This window comes from Saccharococcus thermophilus, assembly GCF_011761475.1.
Lineage (GTDB): Bacteria > Bacillota > Bacilli > Bacillales > Anoxybacillaceae > Saccharococcus > Saccharococcus thermophilus.
Map to the genome: position 1 here is coordinate 1266618 of NZ_JAASRS010000001.1, position 25368 is coordinate 1291985.

The 25368-nt window shown below is 44.6% G+C and carries 24 protein-coding genes; 4 read left to right on the top strand and 20 right to left on the bottom strand.

What is annotated here, in order from left to right; translation table 11 throughout:
* Positions 1-134 precede the first annotated feature (134 nt).
* The 6 genes from BDD39_RS06505 to BDD39_RS06530 all read right to left on the bottom strand — a co-directional run bounded on the left by BDD39_RS06505 (position 135) and on the right by BDD39_RS06530 (position 5187).
* Complete coding sequence (locus tag BDD39_RS06505) at positions 135-1019, bottom strand: sulfite exporter TauE/SafE family protein (RefSeq protein WP_166909164.1); 885 nt, start codon at positions 1017-1019, stop codon at positions 135-137.
* A 232-nt stretch (positions 1020-1251) separates the two neighbouring features.
* Positions 1252-2616, bottom strand: coding sequence for a type I glutamate--ammonia ligase (glnA, locus tag BDD39_RS06510; protein WP_166909166.1), 1365 nt, complete (start codon positions 2614-2616; stop codon positions 1252-1254).
* A gap of 262 nt (positions 2617-2878) precedes the next feature.
* A complete protein-coding gene (locus BDD39_RS06515) occupies positions 2879-3592 on the bottom strand; it encodes an ABC transporter permease (RefSeq protein ID WP_166909168.1) in 714 nt (237 codons plus the stop codon).
* Positions 3593-3619: 27 nt separating this feature from the next.
* The gene (locus BDD39_RS06520) at positions 3620-4006 is read right to left on the bottom strand and encodes a gamma-glutamylcyclotransferase family protein (protein WP_166909170.1); all 387 of its coding nucleotides are present in this window, start codon (positions 4004-4006) and stop codon (positions 3620-3622) included.
* 223 nt (positions 4007-4229) lie between these two features.
* The gene (locus tag BDD39_RS06525) at positions 4230-4430 is read right to left on the bottom strand and encodes a cold-shock protein (protein WP_166909173.1); all 201 of its coding nucleotides are present in this window, start codon (positions 4428-4430) and stop codon (positions 4230-4232) included.
* Between the two features lie 199 nt (positions 4431-4629).
* Positions 4630-5187 carry a thioredoxin family protein gene (locus BDD39_RS06530; RefSeq protein WP_166909175.1) on the bottom strand — a complete coding sequence of 186 codons (558 nt, stop codon included), beginning with the start codon at positions 5185-5187 and terminating at the stop codon, positions 4630-4632.
* A 311-nt stretch (positions 5188-5498) separates the two neighbouring features.
* Between BDD39_RS06530 and BDD39_RS06535 the strand changes: the two genes are divergently transcribed.
* Entirely contained in the window at positions 5499-6515 is a 1017-nt protein-coding gene (locus tag BDD39_RS06535) for an LLM class flavin-dependent oxidoreductase (protein WP_166909177.1), read from the top strand.
* Complete coding sequence (locus BDD39_RS16365; RefSeq protein WP_243846004.1) at positions 6512-6685, top strand: 3-alpha domain-containing protein; 174 nt, start codon at positions 6512-6514, stop codon at positions 6683-6685. Before BDD39_RS06535 ends, BDD39_RS16365 begins: the two co-directional genes overlap by 4 nt.
* A 43-nt stretch (positions 6686-6728) precedes the next feature.
* On the opposite strand, the gene BDD39_RS06550 is transcribed toward BDD39_RS16365, so the two are convergent.
* From BDD39_RS06550 to BDD39_RS06585, 8 genes are all read right to left on the bottom strand, one after another.
* Positions 6729-8525 carry an ABC transporter ATP-binding protein gene (locus BDD39_RS06550; RefSeq protein WP_166909179.1) on the bottom strand — a complete coding sequence of 599 codons (1797 nt, stop codon included), beginning with the start codon at positions 8523-8525 and terminating at the stop codon, positions 6729-6731.
* On the bottom strand, positions 8506-10245 hold the full coding sequence (locus tag BDD39_RS06555) for an ABC transporter ATP-binding protein (protein ID WP_166909181.1): 1740 nt from the start codon (positions 10243-10245) through the stop codon (positions 8506-8508). The genes BDD39_RS06550 and BDD39_RS06555 overlap by 20 nt, the downstream gene beginning before the upstream one ends.
* Positions 10246-10599: 354 nt before the next feature.
* Complete coding sequence (locus tag BDD39_RS06560; RefSeq protein ID WP_166909183.1) at positions 10600-11031, bottom strand: STAS domain-containing protein; 432 nt, start codon at positions 11029-11031, stop codon at positions 10600-10602.
* Positions 11006-11455 carry an ATP-binding protein gene (locus BDD39_RS06565; RefSeq protein WP_166909185.1) on the bottom strand — a complete coding sequence of 150 codons (450 nt, stop codon included), beginning with the start codon at positions 11453-11455 and terminating at the stop codon, positions 11006-11008. The genes BDD39_RS06560 and BDD39_RS06565 overlap by 26 nt, the downstream gene beginning before the upstream one ends.
* 42 nt (positions 11456-11497) lie before the next feature.
* The gene (locus BDD39_RS06570) at positions 11498-12952 is read right to left on the bottom strand and encodes a SpoIIE family protein phosphatase (protein WP_166909187.1); all 1455 of its coding nucleotides are present in this window, start codon (positions 12950-12952) and stop codon (positions 11498-11500) included.
* A 194-nt stretch (positions 12953-13146) separates the two neighbouring features.
* Positions 13147-14244 (bottom strand): GerAB/ArcD/ProY family transporter, encoded by a 1098-nt coding sequence (locus tag BDD39_RS06575; RefSeq protein ID WP_166912304.1) that lies wholly within the window; start codon positions 14242-14244, stop codon positions 13147-13149.
* Between the two features lie 13 nt (positions 14245-14257).
* Entirely contained in the window at positions 14258-15466 is a 1209-nt protein-coding gene (locus tag BDD39_RS06580) for a Ger(x)C family spore germination protein (RefSeq protein WP_166909190.1), read from the bottom strand.
* Positions 15463-17094, bottom strand: a complete 1632-nt coding sequence (locus tag BDD39_RS06585) for a spore germination protein (protein WP_166909192.1) — start codon at positions 17092-17094, stop codon at positions 15463-15465. The genes BDD39_RS06580 and BDD39_RS06585 overlap by 4 nt, the downstream gene beginning before the upstream one ends.
* A gap of 128 nt (positions 17095-17222) precedes the next feature.
* On the opposite strand from BDD39_RS06585, the gene BDD39_RS06590 reads away from it, so the two are divergent.
* Positions 17223-17447: a YczF family membrane protein gene (locus tag BDD39_RS06590; protein ID WP_166909194.1), complete on the top strand. Its 225-nt coding sequence runs from the start codon at positions 17223-17225 to the stop codon at positions 17445-17447.
* 35 nt (positions 17448-17482) lie between these two features.
* On the opposite strand, the gene BDD39_RS06595 is transcribed toward BDD39_RS06590, so the two are convergent.
* The 6 genes from BDD39_RS06595 to BDD39_RS06620 form a co-directional block, all read right to left on the bottom strand.
* The gene (locus tag BDD39_RS06595; RefSeq protein ID WP_166909196.1) at positions 17483-19600 is read right to left on the bottom strand and encodes a heavy metal translocating P-type ATPase; all 2118 of its coding nucleotides are present in this window, start codon (positions 19598-19600) and stop codon (positions 17483-17485) included.
* Positions 19590-19955: an ArsR/SmtB family transcription factor gene (locus BDD39_RS06600; RefSeq protein ID WP_166909199.1), complete on the bottom strand. Its 366-nt coding sequence runs from the start codon at positions 19953-19955 to the stop codon at positions 19590-19592. Before BDD39_RS06600 ends, BDD39_RS06595 begins: the two co-directional genes overlap by 11 nt.
* Positions 19956-20089: 134 nt before the next feature.
* Entirely contained in the window at positions 20090-21805 is a 1716-nt protein-coding gene (locus tag BDD39_RS06605) for a DUF6449 domain-containing protein (protein WP_166909201.1), read from the bottom strand.
* Complete coding sequence (locus tag BDD39_RS06610) at positions 21780-22679, bottom strand: ABC transporter ATP-binding protein (RefSeq protein ID WP_166909203.1); 900 nt, start codon at positions 22677-22679, stop codon at positions 21780-21782. The genes BDD39_RS06605 and BDD39_RS06610 overlap by 26 nt, the downstream gene beginning before the upstream one ends.
* Positions 22645-23061 carry a GntR family transcriptional regulator gene (locus BDD39_RS06615; protein ID WP_166909206.1) on the bottom strand — a complete coding sequence of 139 codons (417 nt, stop codon included), beginning with the start codon at positions 23059-23061 and terminating at the stop codon, positions 22645-22647. Before BDD39_RS06615 ends, BDD39_RS06610 begins: the two co-directional genes overlap by 35 nt.
* Before the next feature lie 120 nt (positions 23062-23181).
* Positions 23182-23859, bottom strand: a complete 678-nt coding sequence (locus BDD39_RS06620; RefSeq protein ID WP_166909207.1) for a YetF domain-containing protein — start codon at positions 23857-23859, stop codon at positions 23182-23184.
* A 223-nt stretch (positions 23860-24082) separates the two neighbouring features.
* Between BDD39_RS06620 and BDD39_RS06625 the strand changes: the two genes are divergently transcribed.
* The gene (locus BDD39_RS06625; protein ID WP_166909208.1) at positions 24083-25339 is read left to right on the top strand and encodes a sensor histidine kinase; all 1257 of its coding nucleotides are present in this window, start codon (positions 24083-24085) and stop codon (positions 25337-25339) included.
* Positions 25340-25368 lie beyond the last annotated feature (29 nt).

Below are 25368 nucleotides of genomic sequence, written 5' to 3' on the forward strand. Positions count from 1 at the left end.
ATAATATTTGTCCTTCATCCACACCGCTCTTTTTGTAGTTCCTGAATCAAAAAAGCAGGCGTTATGCCCGCTTTTTTAAAAACACACTAAATTACTCCGCGTCCTACACTTTTAAAAAACGCCACGGTACATACCTACGACGTCAGGTCATTCGATAACGATACTCTCCGGTGATTGCGCACCGCCCACCATATCGAAACGGCCCAACCGAGCACAATAGCGCTGTAGACGGTTGCATACCAATTGTCAGGAGCCTCCCACGCATGAAGCAAGGTACGGACGTTAGTCAAAATAATTAATCCGCCGACAAGGACGCCAAGCAAATGGGATGGCATTTTACGTACAAGCCAGGCGGCAATTGGCGCAGCGATAATGCCTCCTAACATGAGCGTGCCTACCCAATACCAGTTGACTTGTTCCCAGCCTAACGAAATGACAAAGCCAATGGTAGCCGATAAAGCAACGGCAAACTCCGACGTATCGACCGTTCCAACGACTTTTCTCGCTTCCATTCCTTTGTTGGCGAGAAGAACAGGTGTGGCAATCGGCCCCCATCCCCCACCGCCGGTCGCATCAAGAAAACCAGCCACCAAACCAAGGGGGATTAGTTGCTTATTCGAAAATTTCTTTGGCGGCTGTGAGTCTTGGCGTGCGGATAGAAATAAAAACCGATACATGATATAAAACCCAAGCGCTAACAAAAATAAAGAAACATATGGTTTAATGAAATCCCCTGGAAGATTACTTAAAAAGCATGCGCCGACAAACGCGCCAAGCGAGCCAGGAATAATTAATTTGATCACCATGTCGCGGTCGACATTTCCGAACTTTATGTGGGATGCTCCTGACGCCGCAGTTGTAACTACTTCAGCCAAATGCACGGAAGCAGAAGCGACTGCCGGGGTAATCCCGAACGCAAGCAACAACGTGGTTGACGTCACCCCATATGCCATTCCAAGCGATCCGTCGATCAGTTGGGCGATAAATCCAACAGTCACAAATACAATTAACTTTTTCATGCCATCCCCTCCGTCTGAAATAATAAAATATTTCTATTAATCTATACATTAATACCAACTATTCATAGTTGTCAACTATGAATTATAAAAAAATAAAACAGAGTTCCCTTTCATCGCCTGAACTCCGTTTTCTATTTAACCATCATCCTGTAAAAATGTATCTTTCATGATTAACAAAAAAGAGGCACTGAAAAAGACTGTTAGAGCAATCTTTTCCGTGCCCCTTGTCATTTTAAAATTTCGCTTGATATTGTTCAACTTCCCAAGCGTGCACAGCGGTACGATAGCTGTCCCACTCCGCTTTTTTCATGGCTACGTATTCCTCAAATACGTGTTCCCCAAGCGTTTCGCGACCGATTGTGCCATTTTCGAACTCTTCCACTGCCGCTCCTAAGTTCGATGGCAGATTTTCGATGCCAAGCAGAGCGCGGCGCTCTTCTGTCATATGGAAAATATCTTCGTCAATCGGCGCCGGAGCTTGCAAGCCTTTTTCCACACCGTCCAAACCAGCGGCGGCGATGATGGCAAACGCAAGGTAAGGGTTGGCCGACGGGTCTGGACAACGAAGCTCGACGCGGGTCGCCATACCACGTTTGGCTGGGATGCGGATTAACGCCGAACGGTTCGACGCCGACCATGCGATATAGCAAGGCGCCTCATATCCCGGGACAAGCCGTTTGTACGAGTTTACTAGCGGGTTCGTAACGGCGGCAAAGCTTTTGACATGCGCGAGCAAGCCAGCGATAAATCGATAGGCGGTTTCTGATAATTGGTTTTCATCGCTTGGATCAAAAAACGCATTTTCGCCGTCTTTAAATAGCGACATGTTCACATGCATGCCGAAGCCATTGATGCCGAATACCGGTTTTGGCATAAACGTGGCGTGCAGTCCATATTTATTGGCGATCGTTTTTACAACCCACTTATATGTAGTGGCATTGTCTGCCGCCCCTAGCGCATCGGCGTATTTGAAGTTGATTTCATGCTGTCCTTCTGCAACTTCGTGATGGGACGCTTCGATCGTAAAGCCCATCGCCTTTAGCGCACGGTAAATTTCTAAACGAACGCGCTCACCGAGATCTTTTGGAGACGGCTCGAAATATCCGCCGTTATCATGAAGTTCTGTCGTCGGGTTTCCGTTTACGTCCGTTTTGAATAAAAAGAATTCCAATTCTGGACCAACAGAAATCGTATATCCTTTTTCCGCCGCACGCTCAACTGTTTTCTTTAAGACGTTGCGTGGATCTCCTTCAAACAGCGTTCCATCAGGATTGAGAACAGAACAAAGGAAACGAGCTTCGGAATATCCTTCCTCTACCGTCCAAGGCAACACAGCAAATGTGTTTAAGTCAGGAAGAAGATAGAGATCGGATTGGTTGATAGGGGAAAACCCTTTAATCGAGGAACCGTCAAACATGATTTTTCCTTCCACAACATCATCAAGCTGGTCCGCCGTCACCGTAACGTGTTTTAAAATTCCTTCGATGTCGACAAATTGCAGATGCAAAAGCTCGACATGCTTTTGCTTGATCGTTTCTTTGATTTGCTCAAGCACTGCCGCTTGGTTGCCTGTAGGGGAAATCATCACCTTCGACATGTTATATTACCTCACATTCTTGTGTTTATTTTTATAACATGTCTTTATTATAGGGAAGGAGCGCGGGTTTGGCAATACTTTTTCAATTAATTTTTCTGTATTTTTATAACGAATATAAGAAAACGTTTTCAAAAAATAGAACAATAAATAGTTATATAATTGCATGTTTATGCAGTTTTATTAATAAAAAAGAAAGCTGTCTATAAAGGAAAATTCATCAATCACCTTTTAGACAGCCGCATGATAAACATATGTAGCTATATTAAGAGAAATTGTTATCATCACCATCACAGTAATCGTTGGTTTGATAGAACGCTCGATAATTGAGAAAGCAAACGACAATCGCCGAAATGGCAGCAACAACAAGAAGGGTAAATACGATAAAAATTTGATATTTGACGGCAGCAATTGGTTCCGCTCCCGCCAAAATCATCCCCGTCATCGTTCCGGGAATTTGGACAAGCCCCATTGTTTTTAAGGAATCGATCGTTGGAATCATCGCAATTTTGATGGCGTACTGTTTTATATTTTCACGTTTCCCTTGTTTCATCGTTTCTAATACGACGCTTGAGGCGACCATCGCCGTTCCTGAAAACATTCCAGCAACCGGGATAATGTATCGCGCTTGAAACGGAATAATGCGGCAAATCAACCATAACACAATGGGAATCCCAACAGAAACGATCATGCTGAAAAAGACAAGAAAAAACGTACGTTTTGTATCATTTCCCCGCCTCGAAACATTGAACGAAGCAACAGCCACCATCAACAGCACATAACCAATAATGACATACCATTTTTCTAAAGAAAAAAGATAGGTAATACAATATCCTAATATTAATAATTGAACAAATCCGCGCAATGAAGACCAAATAATGTCTTTTTCTAATTTTAACGACTGCCGGTATGATATAAATACCGGGACAAGAATAAACAGCCATATGACAAAAAGCGATGTATTATTGATTCTATTCAATAAAAACACCTTCTTTCCCATACGCCGCTAATTCATATGCCGATGCCGCCATGACCCTGACGGAATGAGCGGAAGGTGCGCCGCTTTGCTTTTTGGGTATACGTATACATACCCTTCGAGCGGCTGTTCCAAATCTTTCACCCAAACCCGTTCGTATTCGTTATGTTGGCCTCCTTCTTCATACCCTTCGAGCTCATCCATCGCTTGCAGCCCTTCTTCGGTTACGGTGAGCCATTCGCCAATTACTTCTCCTTCTTCTTCGACAACGAGCGCGGGATATTCCCCGACGTCATATAAGCGCCCTTTCACTTTTCCCGGCTGAATATCGTGGATATAAGGAGCGGCAACAAAATGGTTTTCTTCCCCCACTAGCAACGTTCCATACACAAACACACGGTATAGCAGCGGTCTCATTTCTTTCCTCCTTTTGTTTACATAACAAAAGTTATGACGACTAATGACTAGATAATCTACATCTCTATCATACAACAAGACAAAAACAATGGAAGCCCTGCCTCTCAACCATCCTTGCAGCTCCTAAGCTGCGCCAGTGTGAATTTGTCTTTTCGAAATGAGCCGCCTGCCGTAAAAAAAGTGATACCGCCAAAAGCGATATCACTTTGTTCCATCCCTTCCCTTACGCTTTACGTACGTTTGCCGCTTGCGGACCGCGATTTCCTTCGACAACCTCAAACGTAACAAATTGCCCTTCTTCTAATGTTTTAAACCCTTCGCCCTCAATCGCGGTAAAATGAACGAAAACATCACCGCCGCCATCCTTTTCGATAAATCCATACCCTTTTTCCGCATTAAACCATTTTACTTTTCCTGTACTCATTGTGATTCCTCCAAAAAATAAGTATTGACCATCGCTACCGCTATAAAGAAAAAGCCGTGCACTTGCGCAAGCAAGGGAACATATAAGCAGGCCCTCACTTTCACAAGGCACGACTTATCATGATCCTTTATACGACGAACGAAATGGTGCTTAGTTAATAGTACCGGATGCGCAAAAGAAAGTCAAGAAATTATGGAAATTATTCCTTCCATTTGATGCTGCAGCCAATGCTTGGTTTTTGTTCTTCCGGCACTGGTTCGCCATTCAATAATGCGTCTAATGCCGCGCGAATCGATTCCCCTGTAACCGGAATGCCATTGGTTGGCCGCGAATCATCAAGCTGGCCGCGATATACGCATTTTAAGTCGCGATCAAAGATATAGAAGTCCGGCGTGCACGCTGCCTGATACGCTTTTGCCACCTCTTGCGTTTCATCAAACAAATACGGAAACGGATAGCCTAATTCTTCGGCTACTTTTTTCATATTTTCCGGCGAATCTTCCGGATATTTTTCCACATCGTTCGAATTGATCGCGATAAACGTGACTCCTTTTGGCTGATAATCGTTGGCAAGACGGACGAGTTCATGTTGCACGTGTTTGACAAATGGACAATGATTGCAAATAAACATAATCACCGTTGCCACATCCGACTTTATGTCTTCCAAACGGACAGTTTTGCCATCAACCACGTTCACCAGTTCAAACGACGGCGCTTTTTGCCCCAATGGAAACATATTGGACTCGACTGCTGGCATACATCCACATCCTTTCCAGATTTTCTATTTACCTTTATTATATCAAAGCAAGAAAAGGAATCACAAACTTGGCACGTAAACGAAAAAAGAATAGCTGCATATGATGTCATATAGGTATTATGGAAAGGAGTGTCGGGCATGTCTTTCATTTATGTGAACAAGAAAATGGCTCCTCGTGTCTATGAAGGAACTTCTCCCGCTTCGCCACATCCCACAGGCAAATCAATAGACAATTTTTCCCTAGCAGCGCATAATAAGAAATAATCAATCCCTTTTGGAACAGGAAGAACGTTAGCGAAAGGATGTTTTTCATGAGCCTTAAATTAAGTGTGCTAGACCAATCCCCGATTGCGGAGGGGATGACGGCGGAAGAAGCGCTCGCCAACACTGTCCGGCTCGCGCAATTTGTGGAAGACCTTGGCTACGAACGTTTTTGGGTATCGGAACATCATGACACAAACAGCCTCGCCGGTTCGTCTCCGGAGGTGCTGCTTGGCCATATTGGCGCAAAAACGTCGCGCATCCGCATCGGATCAGGCGGAGTGATGCTTCCGCATTATAGCGCTTATAAAGTGGCAGAAAACTTTAAAGTGCTCGAAGGCCTTCATCCCGGCCGGGTCGATTTAGGGGTCGGAAGGGCGCCAGGCGGCATGCCGATTGCGACCATCGCCTTGCAGGAAGGAAGACGAAGAGATATAGACCGCTACCCAGAACAGATTGACGATTTGCTTGCTTATTTACATAACGACTTGCCGAAAGAACATCCATTGCATGGATTAAAGGCGACACCAAACGTGCGTACAGTGCCCGATGTATGGCTGCTCGGCTCCAGTTCATCAAGCGCATTGCTTGCCGCGCAAAAAGGGTTGCCGTATGTGTTCGCCCAATTTATTAACGGCGAAGGCGGGGAATATTATACGAAATTGTACCGCGAACGGTTCGTGCCATCCAAATATTTAGATAAACCGCGCAATATGGTCGCCGTGTTCGCCATTTGCGCCGAAACGGAAGAAAAAGCGGAATGGGTGGCATCTAGCCTTGACCTATCGCTTCTGATGATTGAACAAGGCATGGTGTCCAACGGTACGCCAAGCCCGGAAAAAGCAATGGCTTATCCGTACAGTCCCTTCGAGCGCAAACGGGTTGTTGAAAACCGTAAACGGATGATCGTCGGTTCGCCAAAGCAAATAAAAGAGCAGCTTTTCCGGTTAAGCGAAGCATATGAAACGGATGAAATTATGTTAGTAACGATTACATATGATTTTCAAGATAAATTAACATCATTCCGATTAATCGCGGAAGAACTTTGGGGGAAGGAAAATAGATGAAAGTCATTTCTGTTAATGTAGGAAAGCCAAAAACGGTAATGGCCGATGGAAAACCGCTCACAACAGGAAAAACAAAAGTGGAAGCGATGCAAAAAATCATCGCGGAACCAGCTTTATCAGAAAGCTGGCGCAACACATTTGCAAAAAGACTCTCAACCATCATTAGCTAATAAAAACGAAACGCCTTGTACAGCACGCGTACAAGGCGTTTTTTTACGATACTTCCCCTTTTTGCAAATGGCTGTGGTACAACTCATAATAAAACCCTTTTGCCTTTAGCAGCGATTCATGCGTTCCTTGTTCGACAATTTTTCCTTCATTCAACACGAGAATGCGGTCCGCGTGTTGCACCGTGTTGAGGCGGTGGGCAATGACAAAACAGGTCCGCCCTTTCATCAGCCGCTCCAGCGCCTCCTGAATTTTCATTTCGGTCACTGTATCGATATTGCTTGTTGCCTCATCTAAAATTAAAATTGAAGGATTTGCCACCATCGCGCGGGCGATCGCCAGCAGCTGTCTTTGGCCTTGGCTGATGCCGCCGCCATCTTGCTTTAACACCGTATCATAACCGTTTGGCAACTTTGTGATAAACGAATGGGCGTTGGCCCATTTCGCCGCCTGTTCCACTTCCTCGTCGCTTGCCTCTAACCTTCCATAACGAATATTGTCGCGAATCGTTCCTTCAAACAAAAACGTATCTTGGAGCACAAACGCCATATGCGAACGCAGGCTCGCCCGTTTAATGGAGCGGCTGTCATGTCCGTCGATGAAAATGTGGCCGCGGTCAGGGTCATAAAAACGGGTTAACAGCTGCAAAACCGTCGTTTTTCCCGCACCAGTCGGGCCGACCAGCGCCACTGTTTCTCCAGGAGAGACAGAAAAGCTGACATCGCGAAGGGCATCGCGTTTTTGATCATAAGAAAATACGACATGTTCAAATTCAACTTTCCCCTGCAAATGGTCAAGAGAAATGGCTTCTGTTTCATCCCGCTCTTCTTTGGCCATGTCTAAAATTTCAAACACCCGCTCCGCGCCAGCCAGCGCGGACAGCAGCGTATTCCATTGGTTGGCCAAATCGTTGAGCGGACGGGTAAACTGGCGGGCATACTCGACAAAGACGACGATAACCCCGATTGAAATGATTCCTTTAAGCGCCAAAATTCCGCCGACGCCGGCAATCAGCGCAAAACTCATATTGTTTAAAAAGTTCATCAGCTTCGGAATAAAGCCGGAATACGTTTGCGCCCAAAATCCGGCGCGCTTTAGCTGTTCATTTTTTTGCAAAAAGTCGTTGATCATTCTCCGTTCTTGCGAAAACATTTTCACGACTTTTTGTCCGGAAATGACTTCTTCCATAAATCCGTTCATGTCCCCTAAGCAGCATTGCTGCTCACGAAACCGCTTTTGCGTCCGGTTCGTGATCCACTTCATCCCCGAATACATCAGCGGAACGACCAGCAAGGTCACTAGCGTGAGCAACGGGCTAAGCCAAACCATCACGCCAATCGCCCCGGCAAGCGTGAGCGTGCTTGAGATCACCTGAATTACCGTGTCGTTAAACGTTTGGCTCATATTGTCAATATCGTTTGTTATTCGGCTCATTAGTTCGCCTTGCTGGCGCTTGTCAAAAAACGAAATCGGCAGTTCGTGAAAATGATGGAACAACTGTTTGCGGATTGCATAAATCGTTTTTTGTGCGACGCCAATCATCCAATAGTTTTGCAAAAACGTCGAAGCGGAAAGGGCGATATAAATCAAAAAAAGAAGCGCTAGCAAAAGCCAAAAGCCGTCTGTCCGCCTTGCCACTATATACGTATCAATCGCTTTCCCGACGACGTATGGACCGAGCAAGCTTAAACCCGAACTGATAATGACCATTACAACGGTTGCCAAAAGCCAGCCCTTTTGCGGTGAAATAAATAACCAAAGCCTTCTTAATGTACCGATCGTATCCTTTGCCTTCTGTTTTTGTTTCATCGTCGCCAGCGTGCTATGCCGTGGTCGTAACATCGTTATGCCCCTTCTTTCCAAACTGCGATTCGACGATTTTTCGGTACAGTTCGCTCTTTTCCATCAGCTCGTCATGACTTCCTTTTGCAAGCAATTGGCCATCTTCTAGCAGGAAAATCACATCGGCTTCCATTGCCGTTCGAATTTTTTGCGTCACAATCAAGGTCGTGCACGTATATTCTTTTAGCGCTTCAAGCAGTTTCGCTTCCGTTTTTAAATCGAGTGCGCTCGTGCTATCATCCAGCAATAAAATTTTCGGATGGCCGACAAGCGCCCGGGCAATCGACAGGCGCTGCTTTTGCCCGCCTGACAAATTCACTCCTTTTTGCCCGATCACCGTATCGTACCCGTCTGGAAAGCTCATAATCGTTTCATGAATTTGCGCGTGTTTTGCCGCTTTTATCACTTCCTCCATCGTGGCATCGGCATTCCCAAAGCGGATATTGTCCGCAATGGTACCAGAAAAAAGCAGCACTTCCTGCGGAACGAAACGAATCGCGGTCCGCAGCTGTTCCTGATTCATTTGCCGTATGTCCATGCCGTCGATGCACACTTTGCCAGCGGTTGGGTCGTACAGACGAGGAATCAGCTGAAGCAACGACGTTTTTCCGGAACCGGTCGCCCCTAAAATCGCTACTGTTTCGTGCGGATGAACGATAAACGAAATGTCTTTTAACACACGGGTACGGCTGTTCGGATAGCGAAAAGATACGCGTTCAAACTGAATCTCTCCTTGACGAATAGGCGCAGCGCTGGCCTCGTGTTCGTCTTTCATCTCTGCTTCCGTTTGAAGTATCTCCGCAATCCGACCGGCTGACGCTCTCGCTCGGGAAAACGCCGCCGTAATAAACGCAAACATCGACAACGCTGTCGTAATGCGGGTCGTATAATTGACAACGGCAACCACTTGCCCCGCCGTCGCGCTTCCCGCCCGCACATCAATCCGCCCGACAAGCAAAATGACGATAATTGCTGTGTTCATGACGAATAATAATACGGGAGTAATCGTTTCAACTAAGCGCAACACACTGGACGTCCGCTGCATTAATGCCTCGTTCGCTTCCATAAACCGCGCCTGCTCATATGTCCCTCTCACCCACGCTTTAATGAGGCGCATTCCCGCCAAATTTTCGCGCATAACGCTATTGACACGATCGAGTGCCCGCTGCACGATGGAAAACGAGGATGCCGCTTTCTTCATCATCCATAACAGAAATGCTACTAATATAGGAACGGTAACAGCGAACACGAGCGCAAGCTGCACATGCACAATAAACGACATGACGACGCCAAACACGACAAGAAGCGGAGCGCGCAAGGCGATGCGCAAGCTCATAAATACCATATTTTGCACTTGTGTCACGTCGTTTGTCACCCGCGTAATCAAGGAAGCGGTCGAAAGCCGTTCGATGTTGGCAAAGGAAAACGACTGAATTTTTTCAAATAGATGCTTTCGTAGCAAAAAGCCATACTCTTGACCGACGTAGGCGGCAGCAAAAGAGTTAGCAATCCCCGATGCAAACGCCAAAAACGAAGCGCCGAGCATCACCGCGCCCCACGTCCAAACGGCAGAAAGATTTTTTGTCATGACTCCATCGTCAATAATTTTTCCCATCAACAGCGGCTGCCATAATTCCACCAAAAGCTCAATAAACATCAGCGTCCAAGCGATGATCATCCATTTGCGGTATGGTTTTAAGTGCAATAATATTTGTCGCATGTTGTCACTCCCCCGTGCCTATCATCTGAACCTCCACGCGACGAAAGTCGATGGGTTCTGACGTACTAAAGAGTTTTTCCTACACCCGCGTGCAGACACCTACTCTTTTTCTCCGTTAAGTATCATAGGCAAACACCTCACTGGTGTTTAGTGCCTTGTTAGCTCGATTCCAAATCGTTTTTCACTTCATCCCAACGACTCCAATCACGGGGTTTCATGGCTATATATGTTGTAACTTTTATTCTACTCGCCCAAAAAACGTTTGACAATTTTTTGATTCCTTTATGGAAAAGACGATGGTTGCAAATGAACGAGGAGAGTGCCATGCAAATACGATTAGATTTCCGCGTATTTTCAGTTTTGTATACAATGGTTTCGCCACATCTCCAGCAGCATTTTCTGGCTGGCAATTTCTTTAGTCCGCGAAGCCAATAACCGAGCGAGATCCTCTTCGCGCTTCACAATCGGAAACAATTTATCAAATTTTGCAATCGCCAATATCTTTTCCAACGTTTTATTGGTGGAAACGACCAATGCGACTTGTTTGTCTTGGCAAACCGCCTTTTTTAAAAAGTGAATCAATAACGCTAATCCTGTACTATCAATAAAAAGGAGTTGACTGACGTCCATGATTACGATGTTCTTGTCTATTTCAGCTAACGCCATTTCCATCTTTTGTTTCGCTATCTGTTGCGTATGGTAAACCAATTTTCCTTTTAACCACATTTTCGCGTACGTTTCTGCCGATACCGTTACTAATTCAAAAGTGGATATCCGACGATCCATTCTGCCCTCTCCTCATTTTCATTACGATCGCGCATTTGCCATCCGCATGCGGCTCGAATGACACCGCGTCCATCGTTTCCTTGATCAGTAAAAGACCGCGCCCCGATTCGGCAAGCAAGACATCTTCCAAGCTTTCCTGCCTCAATCGTTCGATCTCTTTTATCGGAATCCCAACGCCTTCATCGGCCACCGTCACCGTTATCTCTTCCTCTGTAATTCGCCAGGATATGACCAACGCATCATCTTCTATTTTATTTCCTAGCTGTTTCACGGCCTTTATGGAATTGACAACCGCTTCATGGACCGATAAGACAAACATATCGCGATCATGAAGGGAAAAAAAGCAGGCGATTTGCTTCGCAAGCAAATCGCAAAAATCAATAGCCTCCTCCGTCGCTTTGCATCGCATCGTTATTTCGTACATTGCTTTGCACCTACTGATATAGCTAAATTTGAAATCATCCTATTACTGGACCGTAATAGATAGCAAACATATATCATCGACAGGGCTTGGCGACGCTTTTTCCTCTTCCATCAACATATGTAAAAACTGTTTGTCTGATAAATGGCTGTACATTTTCGTATACGTACGAATTTTATTCATACTTTGCAAAATAGAGGAGTCGATTTCATCTAAAATTCCATCGGTATATAAAAATATCCTTGTCCGCTTTCGGTAATGAATTACCTCTTTTTCAAACGGGACAGAAAACGGACTGCCGATCGCCAATCCGCCTTTATCCAATTCGATGATTTCTCCATCCTCGGAAACTAATAGTCCGGCGGGATGTCCGGCGTTTGTATATTCGATCTGCTTTCTCTTCGTATCGATCACTAAATAAATCATGGAAAATAAATAGCGGATTTCATTTACCTCATCCGGAAACAGGTTTTGCACATGTTTCTCTAGTTCGGTAGCAACATACACCGGGTCGATGACACGCACAATCAGCCCTCTTAACAGCGAACGAAGTAACATGCTGACAAGAGAAGAGGAAATGCCATGCCCCATTACGTCAATAATAATGACGCCATAACGATCCCGATCAATTTGGTAACATGCATATATGTCACCAGACAAATCGTCCGACGGGATATAAACCGCATCCATCGTTACTGCACTGTTTTGGATCGGGGGAGTTAATAAACTTTGCTGAATTTTTTTCGCGAGCTCCACTTGCCGTTTGTGTTCGATCTCCTTTTGCTTCCACCTTGTAACATCTTCAAACATCACGACATATCCGGTAACATTTCCGTCTGAGTCGGTCACCGGAATGACCGCATACGCGACGTTGATCAATGTCCCGTCTTTTCTTTTGATCATACATTCCCCGGCTTTTTTCTTTCTTAACGGATAGGAAAACATCGCTGTATGGGGAGGGGGCTCACAAAACAGCGAAAATAAACTTCGACCAATGGCTTCCTCCCTCTTCCAGCCAAATAACGATTCAGCAGCAGACCCCCAGTCTTTTACTTTCATATTTTTGCATAACGGAATGACGGCCAGCGGGGCAGTTTGATATATAGCGCGCAGCATTTGCTCTGATTCCGACGAAGAAGATGATGTTTCCGCATCGGCCAGACACCAGACGTAACATTCATCCGTTGCGCCGGAGAGCGCATACACCGTTAATATTCTTGTGCGTTTTTCGCCATTATCCACGTAACAATCTAATTCCCCTTGCCAATAACCGCTTTCTAACACAGCTTCCCAAATCAATTCGAACTTTTCAGCAATACGCCCATCGTCAAGAAGATGATGAATAGGTTGGCCGATTAACTGCTCCTTAGCATAACCGGTCAGTTCTGCTATCTCGTCATTCAACGCTACAATCAATCGGTTGCGGTCGGTAATGATCATTCCTCTGTTTGTACGATGGTTAAACGCTTTTTCGATTACCTGTACATTTAATTTCACCATGGTTCAACCCTTTTTCATCATAATCACTCTTTTATTACCCCACTTCATGATAAAAGGTCACCTTTTGATCACAAGGCAACCATTGCTTTGAAATAGAAGGGTTCTCTTTTTTATTTAAATTAATTTCGCTTCCCCCCTTCTTTTTCCTGCTTTTTCTTTAAAAAAAAGATAGCTATTTTTTCCTATTTTCATTATTACTGGTTGAAATAACGATGGCGAACGGCGGCAATAAGAAGCAGGCAGAGCGGAACAATAATTTGCAATGGGATGTGTATATAAAGGGGAACGATTTTTAATCCTTCTGTAATATGTTCCGGATAATTGCTCGCGATGGCGATGGACAACAGCAAAACCATTAGCCCAAGTGGATATACGAGACGCTGGTGATTTTGAATACGAAATAAATTCGCTGTTCCAGTAACCGCAGCATAAAAAAATATGGATATTTTAAAAAATCCACCAATAATAAGGGCAATCATAAAAAATACATCAAGACGTTCCAAAAAATTCGCAACTTGAATTCTCCGTATCGTGTCTAAAAGCGGAAAGGTAGAACGGGCGACAACATCCGCTCCAAGTACGGCAACGTTGATCGTCATAATAATTGTCAAATTAAGACCGCTTAACACCATACCCGTTATCGCGGTTTGTTTCGTTTTTTCCGGGTTATTCATATATGGAAATAACATCGTAAAAACAATCATTTCCCCAAATGGAACGTAAAGCGTCTCCGTAAACACGACTTTCAATACCCGTTGCCATCCTCCTTCCAACACCGGTTGCAGCCGATGGAGATCCACTATTCCTGCCGAAATGACTAATATAAACCCGGATACTGCGAGGAGATAAAGCAAGGTGAGAAACAATATCCCTGTCCGCGCAACGACCTCAATACCTTTATAAACGCCATACATCACCGTTAATATCATAATCGCATTTAAAATAAAAAGCGGTGTTTCTGGATACGCAAACGTTAACAACATCTCGCCAAAGTCACGGAGCACCCGGGAAGCGATATAGAGAAAATAAACAATATATATAAGCGCCAAAACTTTACCGATCCAAGGACCAGTAATGTCTTGTACATACGTAGTCAATGGAGCGTCTGGATAGTAACGATAGAGGCGGTAATAAACAAAAAACAATAGCAAACCAAACGCTAAACCGAATAATATCGCAAGCCAAACATCTTGTTTTGCACGTACACCAAGTGGAATAACGATAGCACTTCCGTGTTCAAACAGTATGATTAATACGAGTAATTGCCGTGCGTCTATCTTCACTCGCTCCATCATTTCACCGCTCTCACTGTCCAAATATGTACGATTTCGTTCGTAATCCTGTCCGGCGAATAAACGCATCTACCGTTACATCTACCTCTAGTTGCGGAAAATAGCGATCATTCCAATCTAATTTCATTTCTTTCCATCGCTGCGGATAGGAACGATAGACAACATCTCCAAACCCAAAGATATCCGTTTTTGCTTTTTTTGCTTCTTCTACCGCCTTGACGACTTCCTTCTTGATGCTTTTTTCTGCTTTTTTTTCTAATGCAAAAATTTGCTTAGGATTTGTAAAATCAACCGGAACAAGCGTTTCGCCGATATCTCCCTCTGCCTGAATATGAATGGAAATGGACGGTTTTCCTTTTTTCATATGCGCCGCTACGCTCGTTTTGGCACGAACGACTTTATAGGCAACTGCTTCTTTTTTCTGTTTCCATTCGATCGTAACGCCCGTCTGTTCAATTTTATCAAGAATCCATAACACTCCACGCGCTGCTTTGCCATTCATCCATCCGACAAGTTTATCCTCTTTAAACATAGCTAGACCATTGGCATTCAATCTTGCGTCAGGTTCAGAAGCTTGTACGTTCGTTTGCCGTTCCCCTTTTTGTACACTTCCTACAATCTCAACGCCGCTAATGATTGGTGCTTTTCCTGATGAAGCGAGATCATTAATTACATCCCCTACGTCAACATTCATCGTTTGCCCCCATATTTTTTCAGAAAATTGTAATGTTTTTATAATTTGGTTTGCTGGAATTTTATCAATGGGCGTTAATATTTTTAGAACATCTTCCGCTGAATGATGACGGGTGATCACGACCATTGCTGTTGCGCGAAATTGACTATTTCTTTCGAGTGCGTCAAACAACCCGTCGACTCCCTCTTTTGCAACTTCTTCACTAATAACCACTAAGTTGGTATGCGCATAGTATGCAAGCCGTGATAGCTTTTTAGACGCTTTCCTGCTTGCCTCGACGAGGTTGTCTCCTGTTGCTTTGTAGATGGAAACAGGCACCCCGCCACTATCTCCACCATGCTGTCTCGCACCAGCAACGTTTCCGGGATTGACGACTTGAAATGTCACCGCAAATTTTCCATCCTTCGTCTTATCAATCCCGACAGCGATGACAAACGCCAAATCGGTCAGCTCTTTTTTGCTCCAACATCCGGAAAGAACGGTTGTACATAACAGAAGTGAAAGACTGATTGCTATTTCTCGTTTCATGATTGCTCTCCCTCGTTTTTCTCCTGGCGATTGGAAGCAGGCGGCTGAGGCTGTTGTTGTTTTCCCTGGCGAATCATATTTTTCTGGTTGATCAAACGCGGACGCTCTTTCATCGCCCATGTCGGCACGCGGAAAAGCGTATCGCCCATGTTGGACGGAATAAACGGAGCAAGCGGTGACATATATGGAACACCAAAGGAACGAAGGCTACATAAATGAATTGTCATAAACAAAATTCCGATAATAATGCCGTAAAACCCAAACATCGCCGCAAGAAACATGAGCGCAAAACGAATGAGACGAGCGGAAATCGCAATTGCAAACGAAGGGGTCGCAAAGCTGGCGATAGCCGTAATGGAAACGACAATCACCATCGCCGATGAAACAAATCCCGCCTCCACCGCCGCCTGTCCGATGACAAGCGCCCCGACAATCGAAACAGTTTGACCAACGGCACGCGGCAAGCGCACCCCTGCTTCCCGCAAAATTTCAAAAACTACTTCCATCGCCAATGCTTCGACAAACGCTGGAAATGGAATTGCTTCCCGTTGGGCAGCAATCGCAATGACAAGCGGAGTTGGGATCATTTCTTGATGAAACGTCGTTGCTGCAATATAAATCGCCGGAGCAACAAGTGAAATAAAGAAAACAAGAACACGCAAAAAGCGAAGTGCTGTTGCAATATCAAAGCGAGCATAATAATCTTCCACAGCTTGAAAAAATTGGATAAACAAAGCAGGCGCAATGAGCACAAATGGAGTTCCTTCGACAAATATGGCTACTCTTCCTTCAAGGAGGTTTGCTGCCACCACATCCGGCCGCTCTGTATGATATGTTGTCGGGAAAGTAGTAAATGTTTGATCTTCGATTAATTGTTCGATATATCCTGATTCCAAAACGCTATCAATATGTATGTTGCGAAGCCGTTTTCTGACTTCCTCGACGATTTCATCGTTGGCAATTCCTTTCATATACATGATGGCAACATCTGTTTTTGTCACCTCGCCAATTCTCATTGTCTCCAGCCACAAATTTGGATTTTTAATGCGGCGGCGAATGAGGGTAGTGTTCACGCGCAGCGATTCGGTAAATCCATCGCGCGGACCGCGAATAGCTTGCTGTGTTTGTGGCTCTTCAATCGCTCGATATTCTCCCCCCCTCGTACTTGCGCTTAAAGCAAACGTCACTCCATCAAGAAGAATAATTGTTTCTCCTGATGTAAGTTCCAAAAATAAGTCAAACCACTGTGAGATGCGCTGGACTCTGCCAACAGCAGCCAGCTTTTTTTCCACAAAGAAAAACGCATCTTTCGGGGATAAGGAAATTGGAAGCGTTGCTGTCATCAGCGGCTCAAGCAAAAATTGATATACATTTTTTTCATCGGCAAGCCCATCGACAAAAATGAGAGCGGCACGAACCGACCGTTCTTGTCCAATCGTAAAACGACGGATGACAATATCAGAACTGTTCCCAGTCGTATGGCGAATGATATCGATATTCACATCCAGCAGCGAATGAATCGGCTCATGCGGAACATCTTGCGCTTGACCGCTTTGATCGCGTTCTTGGCGTGTTGTCGCTCCTTGCTTATCTTGTTGTTTTTTTCGCAATCCCCACTGAAACAGCATCGTACTCCCCTCGCTCCAACTCGTTTATTTGCCATTATAGACAGCGAAGGGTTCTAATATACAAACAAAGAATGTTTTAATGGTAGAAAACAAAAACTAAAGAAAACCCCGACAGTAGGTGGGATGAGATGAAACTATTAGGCATTTCATTGTTCATTGGCAGCATTTTAATCGGTCTCGCCATTGAAATGGATATGTTAATGGGTTTTACATTACGTCAATCGATGCGCAACGTCCTGAACCCATTTAGGGTCATGGAATTACCGGAAATGTTTATTTTGTTTTTATTTTTATTGTTATGGGTGATCGATGTGTTAGCGGCGCTATTTCTTCAAAAACAAAAGAAAATGTAAAAAAGGTTTCTTGCCTTGGCAAGAAACCTTTTTTATCATTTGCTGACCGCGCCTAGACGAAGCAGCCGCATCGAATTGAGCAATACGAGCAACGTCGCTCCCATATCCGCAAAAATGGCCATCCATAACGTAAGCCAACCTGGAATAATAAGAACAAGTGCCAGCACTTTTAACAAAAAAGCAATCGCAATGTTCTGTTGAATAATGCGCATCGTTTTCCGTCCTAACCGAATGGCATATGGGAGTTTCCCAAGATCATCGCCCATTAAAACAACATCCGCTGTTTCTAACGCTACATCTGTTCCAATATCCCCCATGGCAATGCCAATGTTTGCCGCAGCGAGCGCGGGAGCATCGTTGACACCGTCGCCGACCATCGCGATGCGTCCTGATTGTTGCTGTAGCGTTTGAATCGCCGTCAATTTTTCTTCTGGAAGCAATTCAGCGCGAATATCGGTAAGTGGAAGGGAAGAGGCAATGGCCCGCGCTGTCGTTTCGTGATCGCCGGTTAACATGATTGTTTGAGTGATTCCTAGATTACGTAATGTTTCTAGCACAAAAGCAGCATTTTCACGCAGTTGATCAGAAACGGCAATCATTCCAAGCACCTTTGTTTCATCACCAAGCAGCATGACCGTATTTCCTTGCTTTTGTGCACGTGTGATTTGCGCGCGCACGTCTTCGCATATAGACGCATCGGAAAACAAGGACGGTTTTCCGATATAATACATGGTTCCATTCACACGCGCTGCCGCTCCTTTGCCGGTCATCGCGCGAAACTCGCTTACTTGCAAACTGTCCAATGATATTTGTAATTCCTCTGCTTTGCGTAAAATGGCAGAAGCAAGCGGATGCTCTGACTGTTTTTCGATGGCTGCGGCGATTTTTAGCACTTCCTTTTCATCCAGGCCGCCAAATGGATAAATATCGGTCACTTCTGGGGTTCCAGTCGTTAATGTTCCTGTTTTATCAAACGCAATAGCCGAAAGTTTTCCGATTTCTTCTAAATACGCTCCACCTTTAATAAGCACTCCTTGCCGCGCCGCCTGTCCGATCGCCGTAACAATCGCTACCGGCGTGCTAATGACAAGTGCGCATGGGCAGCCGACAACAAGCACCGTCAAGCCTCGGTAAATCCACGTCAGCCATTCTCCGCCAAGCCATAGCGGCGGCACCGTTGCGATAAGCAACGCAATCAGCATAATGGCTGGCGTATAATAGCGCGCAAAGCGGTCGATAAATTGCTGGGCTGGCGCCCGCTGTGCCTGCGCCTCTTCGACAAGATGAATGATTTTCGCAATCGTTGTGTCCTTCACCTGCTTTGTCACTCGTACTTCGAGCGCGCCTTCTGCATTCAACGTTCCGGCATATACTTCATCGCCAATGGTTTTGGCTACCGGCATCGATTCGCCTGTAATCGCCGCTTCGTTTACGGATGATTCACCGCGAAGCACGATGCCATCCATTGCGATTTTTTGCCCTGGTTTCACAATTATCGTATCGCCGACAACGATATCTTCCACATCCACTTCATACTCTTTGCCATCTCGAAGCACGATCGCTTTTTTCGGAGCGATATCCATCAGCCGTTGAATCGAGCGGCGCGCCGTATCCATGGAATACCGCTCAAGCGCTTCGCTAACCGCAAATAGGAAGACAACGACCGCTCCTTCTTTCCACTCTCCGATGCACGCTGCCCCAATGACAGCAATCGTCATGAGCGTATTCATATCAAATTGCAGACGAACAAGATGGTTGATTCCGGTTTTTAATAAATGGTAGCCGCCAACTAGGATGCTTGCCGCAAACAATAAAATCGTGGCAAGATGCGTTTCGCCGACCGTATGCGCCGCGACAATGCCGCCGAGAAGAAAGAGCGCGGAAACGGCGGCAAGCACGTTTGTTTTCTTTTTCCAAAACGGCGTCGCTTTCTGTTCTTTCCGCTCTGTTTCCGGAATGACAACAATACCGTCAAACGCTCCCGCTCTTTCTAGCTCCGCAATCGACGCTTCACCAATCACCGTTAGTTTCGCCGCGCCAAAATTGACCTCAGCATCTTTGACCGTCGCGATCGCCTTCACATTTTTCTCAAACTGCGCCGCACAGTTGGCGCAGGAAAGGCCTTGAAGGCGATACACCTGTTTATTTTCCATCGCGACTCTCCACCTCCCCCGCATGAACAAGTGCAAGCGAAACAAGCTGATGAACATGCTCATCTTTTAGCGAGTAAAACACTAACTTTCCTTCTTTTCGATGTTTCGCTAGCCCCATATCGCGCAATAAGCGTAAATGATGGGAAGCTGTGGCGACCGTACAGCCGATAATCGTGGCAACGTCACAAACACATAGTTCTTCTTCTAACGTTAACGCATAAGCAATTTTTAATCGCGTCGCATCGGCCAGCGCCTTAAATAAATGCTCTACCCCACTAATCTCGTCGATTCGCTGCTTAACGGCATTTACTTTTTCTTCGTTAACGGAAAAGACTTCGCATGTATCGTTCCGCATCGCTCCACCTTCATTCAAATCTTCATTTGAATATAGTATATGAAACAAAAAGAAGAGGTGTCAATTCATTCAAACAAATATTTGAATATTTATCTAAAAAAAAAAGAAAGGGAACCAATTCGAGTTCCTTTCCATCACTCCATGTCGTCTCGTGCTTTTGAAAGCAACTTATGTTCCTCAAGCCACTGATTGATATGTGTATACGTTTTTTTCCATTCAACATGGATGATATCGCCGTCGCTTTGCAGCAGTTCGATACCCCCTTCCCATACGTTGTCGCTGTCCAGCATGGAGCTTGCCGGCTCTTCCATTAAATCCGTTTTTAACGCTTCAATAAACGAATCAATTTGTTTCGGCTCGATGATCGTCAACGTTTTCTCGTTCGTCTTTGGACTGCGGAAGGAGATTTGGCGAATCGGCGAATATCCTTGATCGCGGAGCAATAAATAATAGTTTTTCTTATACTCTTTCGATTCTAAAATTGGTTGGAAATAGGAAAAATACTGATCGCTAGGCACATGGTATTGGCGGATCATCCGCTTGCCGTCCTTTAGCACATAGCCGATGACGACTTGTCGCTGCGCCTCAGACGGAAACGATCTTGGCTGATCTTTGACTAACTGTTGGTGAAATGCGTAGACGGCGTGAATGTTTTCTTTTTCCTTTAAAAACTGGTTTTCTTGCTCAAATGGCTCATACGAACGTTCGCCATTTTCAACAAAATCATAGACGGAACTGCCGAAATAGACTTGGCGGATATCCTCTAGAGCCGGCAGCCGTTTTTCATATCCGGTTATATCCAGATGAACCAAAATGCCAATGACCACCATTGCCGCGGCAAAATAAGCGTACCCTTTCCACTTATAGAAAACGCGCCACGTTTTTTCGATAATCATTTCGGCAACAAAAAAGCCGATAAATGAGAAGGTGATATATCCGAACACAATCCAGGAAAACTGGTTTTGTGTAACGCCGAAATAAAAACCGCCAAGAAGCATCGTACAAAAAGCGACGCCGTACTTAAAGACCGGACGGAGCACCGGAAACGCCAGCGTCTGCGTCGCCGCCTCGCTATGCCGTTTTTGGTACAGCCAAATCGCGAAAATAAGGAACAACATAATCAAAAGCAAATAAGCAAGCAATTCGCCCGCTGTCAACGGTGCTGCTTCAAGCCGTAAATAGCGGAAAAACGGAACAATTTCCTCCAGATTTTTCGATAAATAATAATCAGCCGGGAAGCCAACCAATAAAAACGAAGTATTGGTCAATAACAAAACAGTGATGCCTGCCGGGAATAAAAACAAAATGTAAGTAAATACGACCTGAAGAGTCGACATGCCTGTCATCATGCCGACAAACACACTAGCGGCAAAAACAAACAGTTCCATAATAGCCGTTTCCCACGTCCAGCGGACGATGTCACCTACGGTCAGCGGCATGGAAAAACTTAATCCATAGCGACAAACGATGGTAAGCAATGAAATAAGCGCGATCGGGAGGACAACAAGTCCTACTCCAAACACGGCTTGCTGGCAAAACAACTCTGCTCGCTGCACAGGCAAGCTATGCATAAAATCAGAGGATTGTTTTCCTTGCATGTAACGAAATAACAGTGTGGCTAACAACACCGGCAGCGTAAAAACGATCATCGTTTGAAACTCTGCGGAAATGCTGTATAAGCTTTCCCATTCTGGAAAAATACCGCTATCTTTCTGCTGGGAGTAAGCCATCAATAATTGCAGCGGAATAGCGGCGAACCAAAGCAAAAAATGCACGATGCCAATCCAGCCGACGCTGCGAAGATTTTGCACAAAAAACCCGCGGTTAAACGATAATATTTTCGATGGCATAGCCGACATCCCCCATTTCGTAAATGAAAATTTCTTCGAGCGTAAGCGGCAGGATATCGAAAATGAGCGGCTGAAACGGCTTAATATAAGAAACAATTTCCTGCTTTTCGCCGCGCACAATAAGGAGAAGAACGCTGCCGCGCTGCTCTTCGTAAACGATATCAAGCTGCTCGGTAAATTGCTTTGGAATTCCATTCCGAAAAGCGACTTGAATTTTATGGATATCGGTTTTCATCGCATCCAGCTCTTTTTCAAACAGCATTTCTCCCTCATGCAAAATGCCGATACAGTCGCAAAGATCTTCCATCTCCCGCAAGTTATGCGAAGAAATAACGACCGTCATTTCGCGCTCGGCGACCTCTTGGATGATAATATTTTTCACTTTTTGTCTAACGACCGCATCGAGCCCATCAAGCGGTTCATCCATGACGAGCACGTCCGGCATCGTCGAAAAGGCGAGCCAAAACGCGGCTTGACGCTGCATTCCTTTCGAAAACTGGTGAATTTTTTTGCGCGGGTCGAGCAAAAATAATTCTTGTAATCTTGTAAACCGCTCCCGATGAAAAGATGGATAGACGCTTTCATAAAACGCGGCCATTTGTTCGATTGTTGTTTGCGGGAAAAAATATACATGATCCGGCAAAAATAGGATTCGCCGCTTTATTTCTGGATTTTCCCATACTTCTTCCCCATCAATGAGCACTGTGCCATGATCAGGACGGATAATGCCAGCCATCATCTTTAGCAATGTCGTTTTTCCCGCGCCATTGGAACCGAGCAGGCCGTAAATTCTTCCTTTTTGAACTGCCATGTTCACTCCGCGAACCGCTTGAAAGCGGTCAAATGTTTTCGTTACGTTCGTCAAGTGAATCATCTATTTCTCCCCCTCTCTCCCCTTGTTCCGCTTGTTCGATCCATTGCAGTACTTCCTCTTTGGTCACTCCTAAAAAAAACGCCTCGGCAACCAGACGGACAATATCGTGACGAATGCCTTCGATTTTTTCTTGGCTTGCTGGTTTCGCTTGCGGAGAAACAAAGTTTCCCTTTCCCGGAATCGAATAAATAAACCCTTGGTGCTCTAATTCCCGATACGCTTTTTGAATCGTGTTGGGATTAATCGTTAATTGTTTCGCCATCATCCGTACGGATGGCAGCTGCTCATGCGGTTTCCATATTTCGCGGATGATCATCTCTTTCATTTTTTCGACAAGCTGTTCATAAATCGGCTGACGGCTGCGAACGTCTAACTCAAACATCTCCCCTCCTCCTTTCATCATCTGTACCAACTGTACTATTAATAATAATACACTTATAACAGATAAATAGCAAGTCCTTTTCATAAATGTAAAAAAACGTAAGGAATAGCATTCCTTACGTTACGAATACGTCTGCACAAATAGGCCGTCTCCTTCTAACCATTCGGCAATTAAAACTTCTTGATATGATGTCACCCCATAGGCACGGAGCTCTCGTTGCAGCCACTCTTCATCTTTACCAAGCTCGCGAAGCTCATCGGTAAGCAACTTTCCATCGCGAATGAGCGTAATCGGAACGTAAACCGACTGCGGAGGCAGCTGAAAATCTTCCCGCGTCGTTTTTTGATATTTTGATTTTTTTAAGACACTGATCGAACCATTGGCTTCTAAATAACAATAAGCGACTTCCCGCAAGGAAAACGTTTCGCTTTGCCGAAGCAAACTTTGCAGTTGATTGAGCGTCATCCGACTTTTCTTCAACGCTTCATAATCAATGACCCCATTGCGGATTAGCGCTGTCGGTTTTCCCTCGCTAAAGCGGCGAAACGAGAGCCATTTTTGATTCATGTATTCGACAAGCAATAATAAAGCTCCCCACAACGATATCGAATAGATGATATACCACAGATGGACATGATCATCATATAGAGCGTTTCCTAACAGCTCTCCTAATACAAGCGCTGAAATAAACGTAAATGGGCTTATTTGATGGATCAGTTTTTTGCCGGCTACTTTCACAACGAGAAACAAAAGTACAAATCCTGTCACAAGCTCAACTGTTAAATGCATCCATTTCATCTATTGCCACCATCCTGATCACGGTTCGTTAGTTTCATTATGAACAACAATATGCTGAATTATGTCACATTAAAGTTTTACCGACGGAAGCCAAAACATATCGGGTGAACGCAACCCCTTTTTGCAACCATGTTTATTCCCTTATAAAAAAGCTATTTTTCCAACCCATTCTTTCCGTATAATAATATAATAGGGTTGAATTTTCGTGGATGGGAGATTATTTATGGGTTCTTATATAAATCAACATGTATTAAACAATTTGTTTTATATTTTAGTAAGCGTATTTGTTTTTTATTTTATTTATGACCACGGGGAGATATTTAAAAAACAAACATCATACAGAAATACTCTCCTTGCCATTTGCATGGGGTTTCCGATCATTTTATGCATGAAATTTCCGATTTACATTGATGAACGTTGCATCCATGATTTACGACAAATTCCTTTTCTTGTCGGCACGCTGTATGGTGGTGGAATCGTCGGCATTATTTTGTTCCTGATTTTGCTAGCTTCCCGCACTCTGATTTACGGGTTTGAATATATTACCGCGGTTGTGTACACAACCATGTTTATTATTGCGGCTCTCGTTTCACCAACCTTTAAGGCATTAAAACGTTCAAGCAAACTTTCTATGTCGGTCTGGTTAACCTTGTTTCTGGCGGTTCTCACCACATTTCTCGCCATCATCATCACCCAATTTCAAGTAACGGACTCTTATATTGTTTATTTCATTTTACTTCCTCCCATTGGAATGCTATTTGTCGTGTATACAATGGAAACATTAAAAGAAGCGATTATCATGCGCTCCAAACTAGTAAAAGTCGAGAAAATGGAAGTGGTGAGTCAACTCGCGGCGAGCATTTCACATGAAATTCGCAATCCATTAACTGTTGTCAAAGGATTTATTCAATTATTAAAAACTCCTTCTCTTTCACAAGACGCAAAAGATCGCTACATTCAAATTGCTTTAGACGAAATTAATCGAGCGGAAGCGATTATTAACGAATATTTAACCTTCGCCAAACCAGCCTCGAACAAAGTGGAACGCCTGATGGTAGATGACCAGCTGCGAAAGGTAATTCAGATGTTGGCGCCAATGGCTCATATGCACTCGGTTGAAATTGTTGAGCAACTGCAACCCGCTGCGATTGTTGGAAACATTCAGTACTTTCAACAATGTTTTTTGAATTTGATAAAAAACAGCGTCGAAGCCATGCCAAATGGAGGGACATTGACGATTTCATCCTTCTTGCATGGAAATCATGTCATCATTACGATTAAAGACACAGGAGTGGGAATGACAACGGAACAAATGAATCGATTTGGTGAGCCATACTTTAGTACAAAAGAAAAGGGAACCGGTCTTGGAACCATGGTCGCGGTAAAGATGATTCAAACGATGCAGGGAACGTTGCATATTCAAAGCGAGGTTAATAAAGGAACCACGTTGACGATTACGTTTCCTAAAGCTGCGAACTGATTCTGTCAGTAAAAGAGGGATGTGGAGCT

Coding starts and splice junctions, on each gene's coding strand:
- BDD39_RS06505 (WP_166909164.1), bottom strand. CDS start 1,019: ATGAAAAAGTTAATTGTATTTGTGACTGTTGGATTTATCGCCCAACTG.
- glnA (WP_166909166.1), bottom strand. CDS start 2,616: ATGTCGAAGGTGATGATTTCCCCTACAGGCAACCAAGCGGCAGTGCTT.
- BDD39_RS06520 (WP_166909170.1), bottom strand. CDS start 4,006: ATGAGACCGCTGCTATACCGTGTGTTTGTGTATGGAACGTTGCTAGTG.
- BDD39_RS06525 (WP_166909173.1), bottom strand. CDS start 4,430: ATGAGTACAGGAAAAGTAAAATGGTTTAATGCGGAAAAAGGGTATGGA.
- BDD39_RS06530 (WP_166909175.1), bottom strand. CDS start 5,187: ATGCCAGCAGTCGAGTCCAATATGTTTCCATTGGGGCAAAAAGCGCCG.
- BDD39_RS06535 (WP_166909177.1), top strand. CDS start 5,499: ATGAGCCTTAAATTAAGTGTGCTAGACCAATCCCCGATTGCGGAGGGG.
- BDD39_RS16365 (WP_243846004.1), top strand. CDS start 6,512: ATGAAAGTCATTTCTGTTAATGTAGGAAAGCCAAAAACGGTAATGGCC.
- BDD39_RS06550 (WP_166909179.1), bottom strand. CDS start 8,525: ATGTTACGACCACGGCATAGCACGCTGGCGACGATGAAACAAAAACAG.
- BDD39_RS06555 (WP_166909181.1), bottom strand. CDS start 10,245: ATGCGACAAATATTATTGCACTTAAAACCATACCGCAAATGGATGATC.
- BDD39_RS06560 (WP_166909183.1), bottom strand. CDS start 11,031: ATGGATCGTCGGATATCCACTTTTGAATTAGTAACGGTATCGGCAGAA.
- BDD39_RS06565 (WP_166909185.1), bottom strand. CDS start 11,455: ATGTACGAAATAACGATGCGATGCAAAGCGACGGAGGAGGCTATTGAT.
- BDD39_RS06570 (WP_166909187.1), bottom strand. CDS start 12,952: ATGGTGAAATTAAATGTACAGGTAATCGAAAAAGCGTTTAACCATCGT.
- BDD39_RS06575 (WP_166912304.1), bottom strand. CDS start 14,244: ATGGAGCGAGTGAAGATAGACGCACGGCAATTACTCGTATTAATCATA.
- BDD39_RS06580 (WP_166909190.1), bottom strand. CDS start 15,466: ATGAAACGAGAAATAGCAATCAGTCTTTCACTTCTGTTATGTACAACC.
- BDD39_RS06585 (WP_166909192.1), bottom strand. CDS start 17,094: ATGCTGTTTCAGTGGGGATTGCGAAAAAAACAACAAGATAAGCAAGGA.
- BDD39_RS06590 (WP_166909194.1), top strand. CDS start 17,223: ATGAAACTATTAGGCATTTCATTGTTCATTGGCAGCATTTTAATCGGT.
- BDD39_RS06595 (WP_166909196.1), bottom strand. CDS start 19,600: ATGGAAAATAAACAGGTGTATCGCCTTCAAGGCCTTTCCTGCGCCAAC.
- BDD39_RS06600 (WP_166909199.1), bottom strand. CDS start 19,955: ATGCGGAACGATACATGCGAAGTCTTTTCCGTTAACGAAGAAAAAGTA.
- BDD39_RS06605 (WP_166909201.1), bottom strand. CDS start 21,805: ATGCCATCGAAAATATTATCGTTTAACCGCGGGTTTTTTGTGCAAAAT.
- BDD39_RS06610 (WP_166909203.1), bottom strand. CDS start 22,679: ATGATTCACTTGACGAACGTAACGAAAACATTTGACCGCTTTCAAGCG.
- BDD39_RS06615 (WP_166909206.1), bottom strand. CDS start 23,061: ATGTTTGAGTTAGACGTTCGCAGCCGTCAGCCGATTTATGAACAGCTT.
- BDD39_RS06620 (WP_166909207.1), bottom strand. CDS start 23,859: ATGAAATGGATGCATTTAACAGTTGAGCTTGTGACAGGATTTGTACTT.
- BDD39_RS06625 (WP_166909208.1), top strand. CDS start 24,083: ATGGGTTCTTATATAAATCAACATGTATTAAACAATTTGTTTTATATT.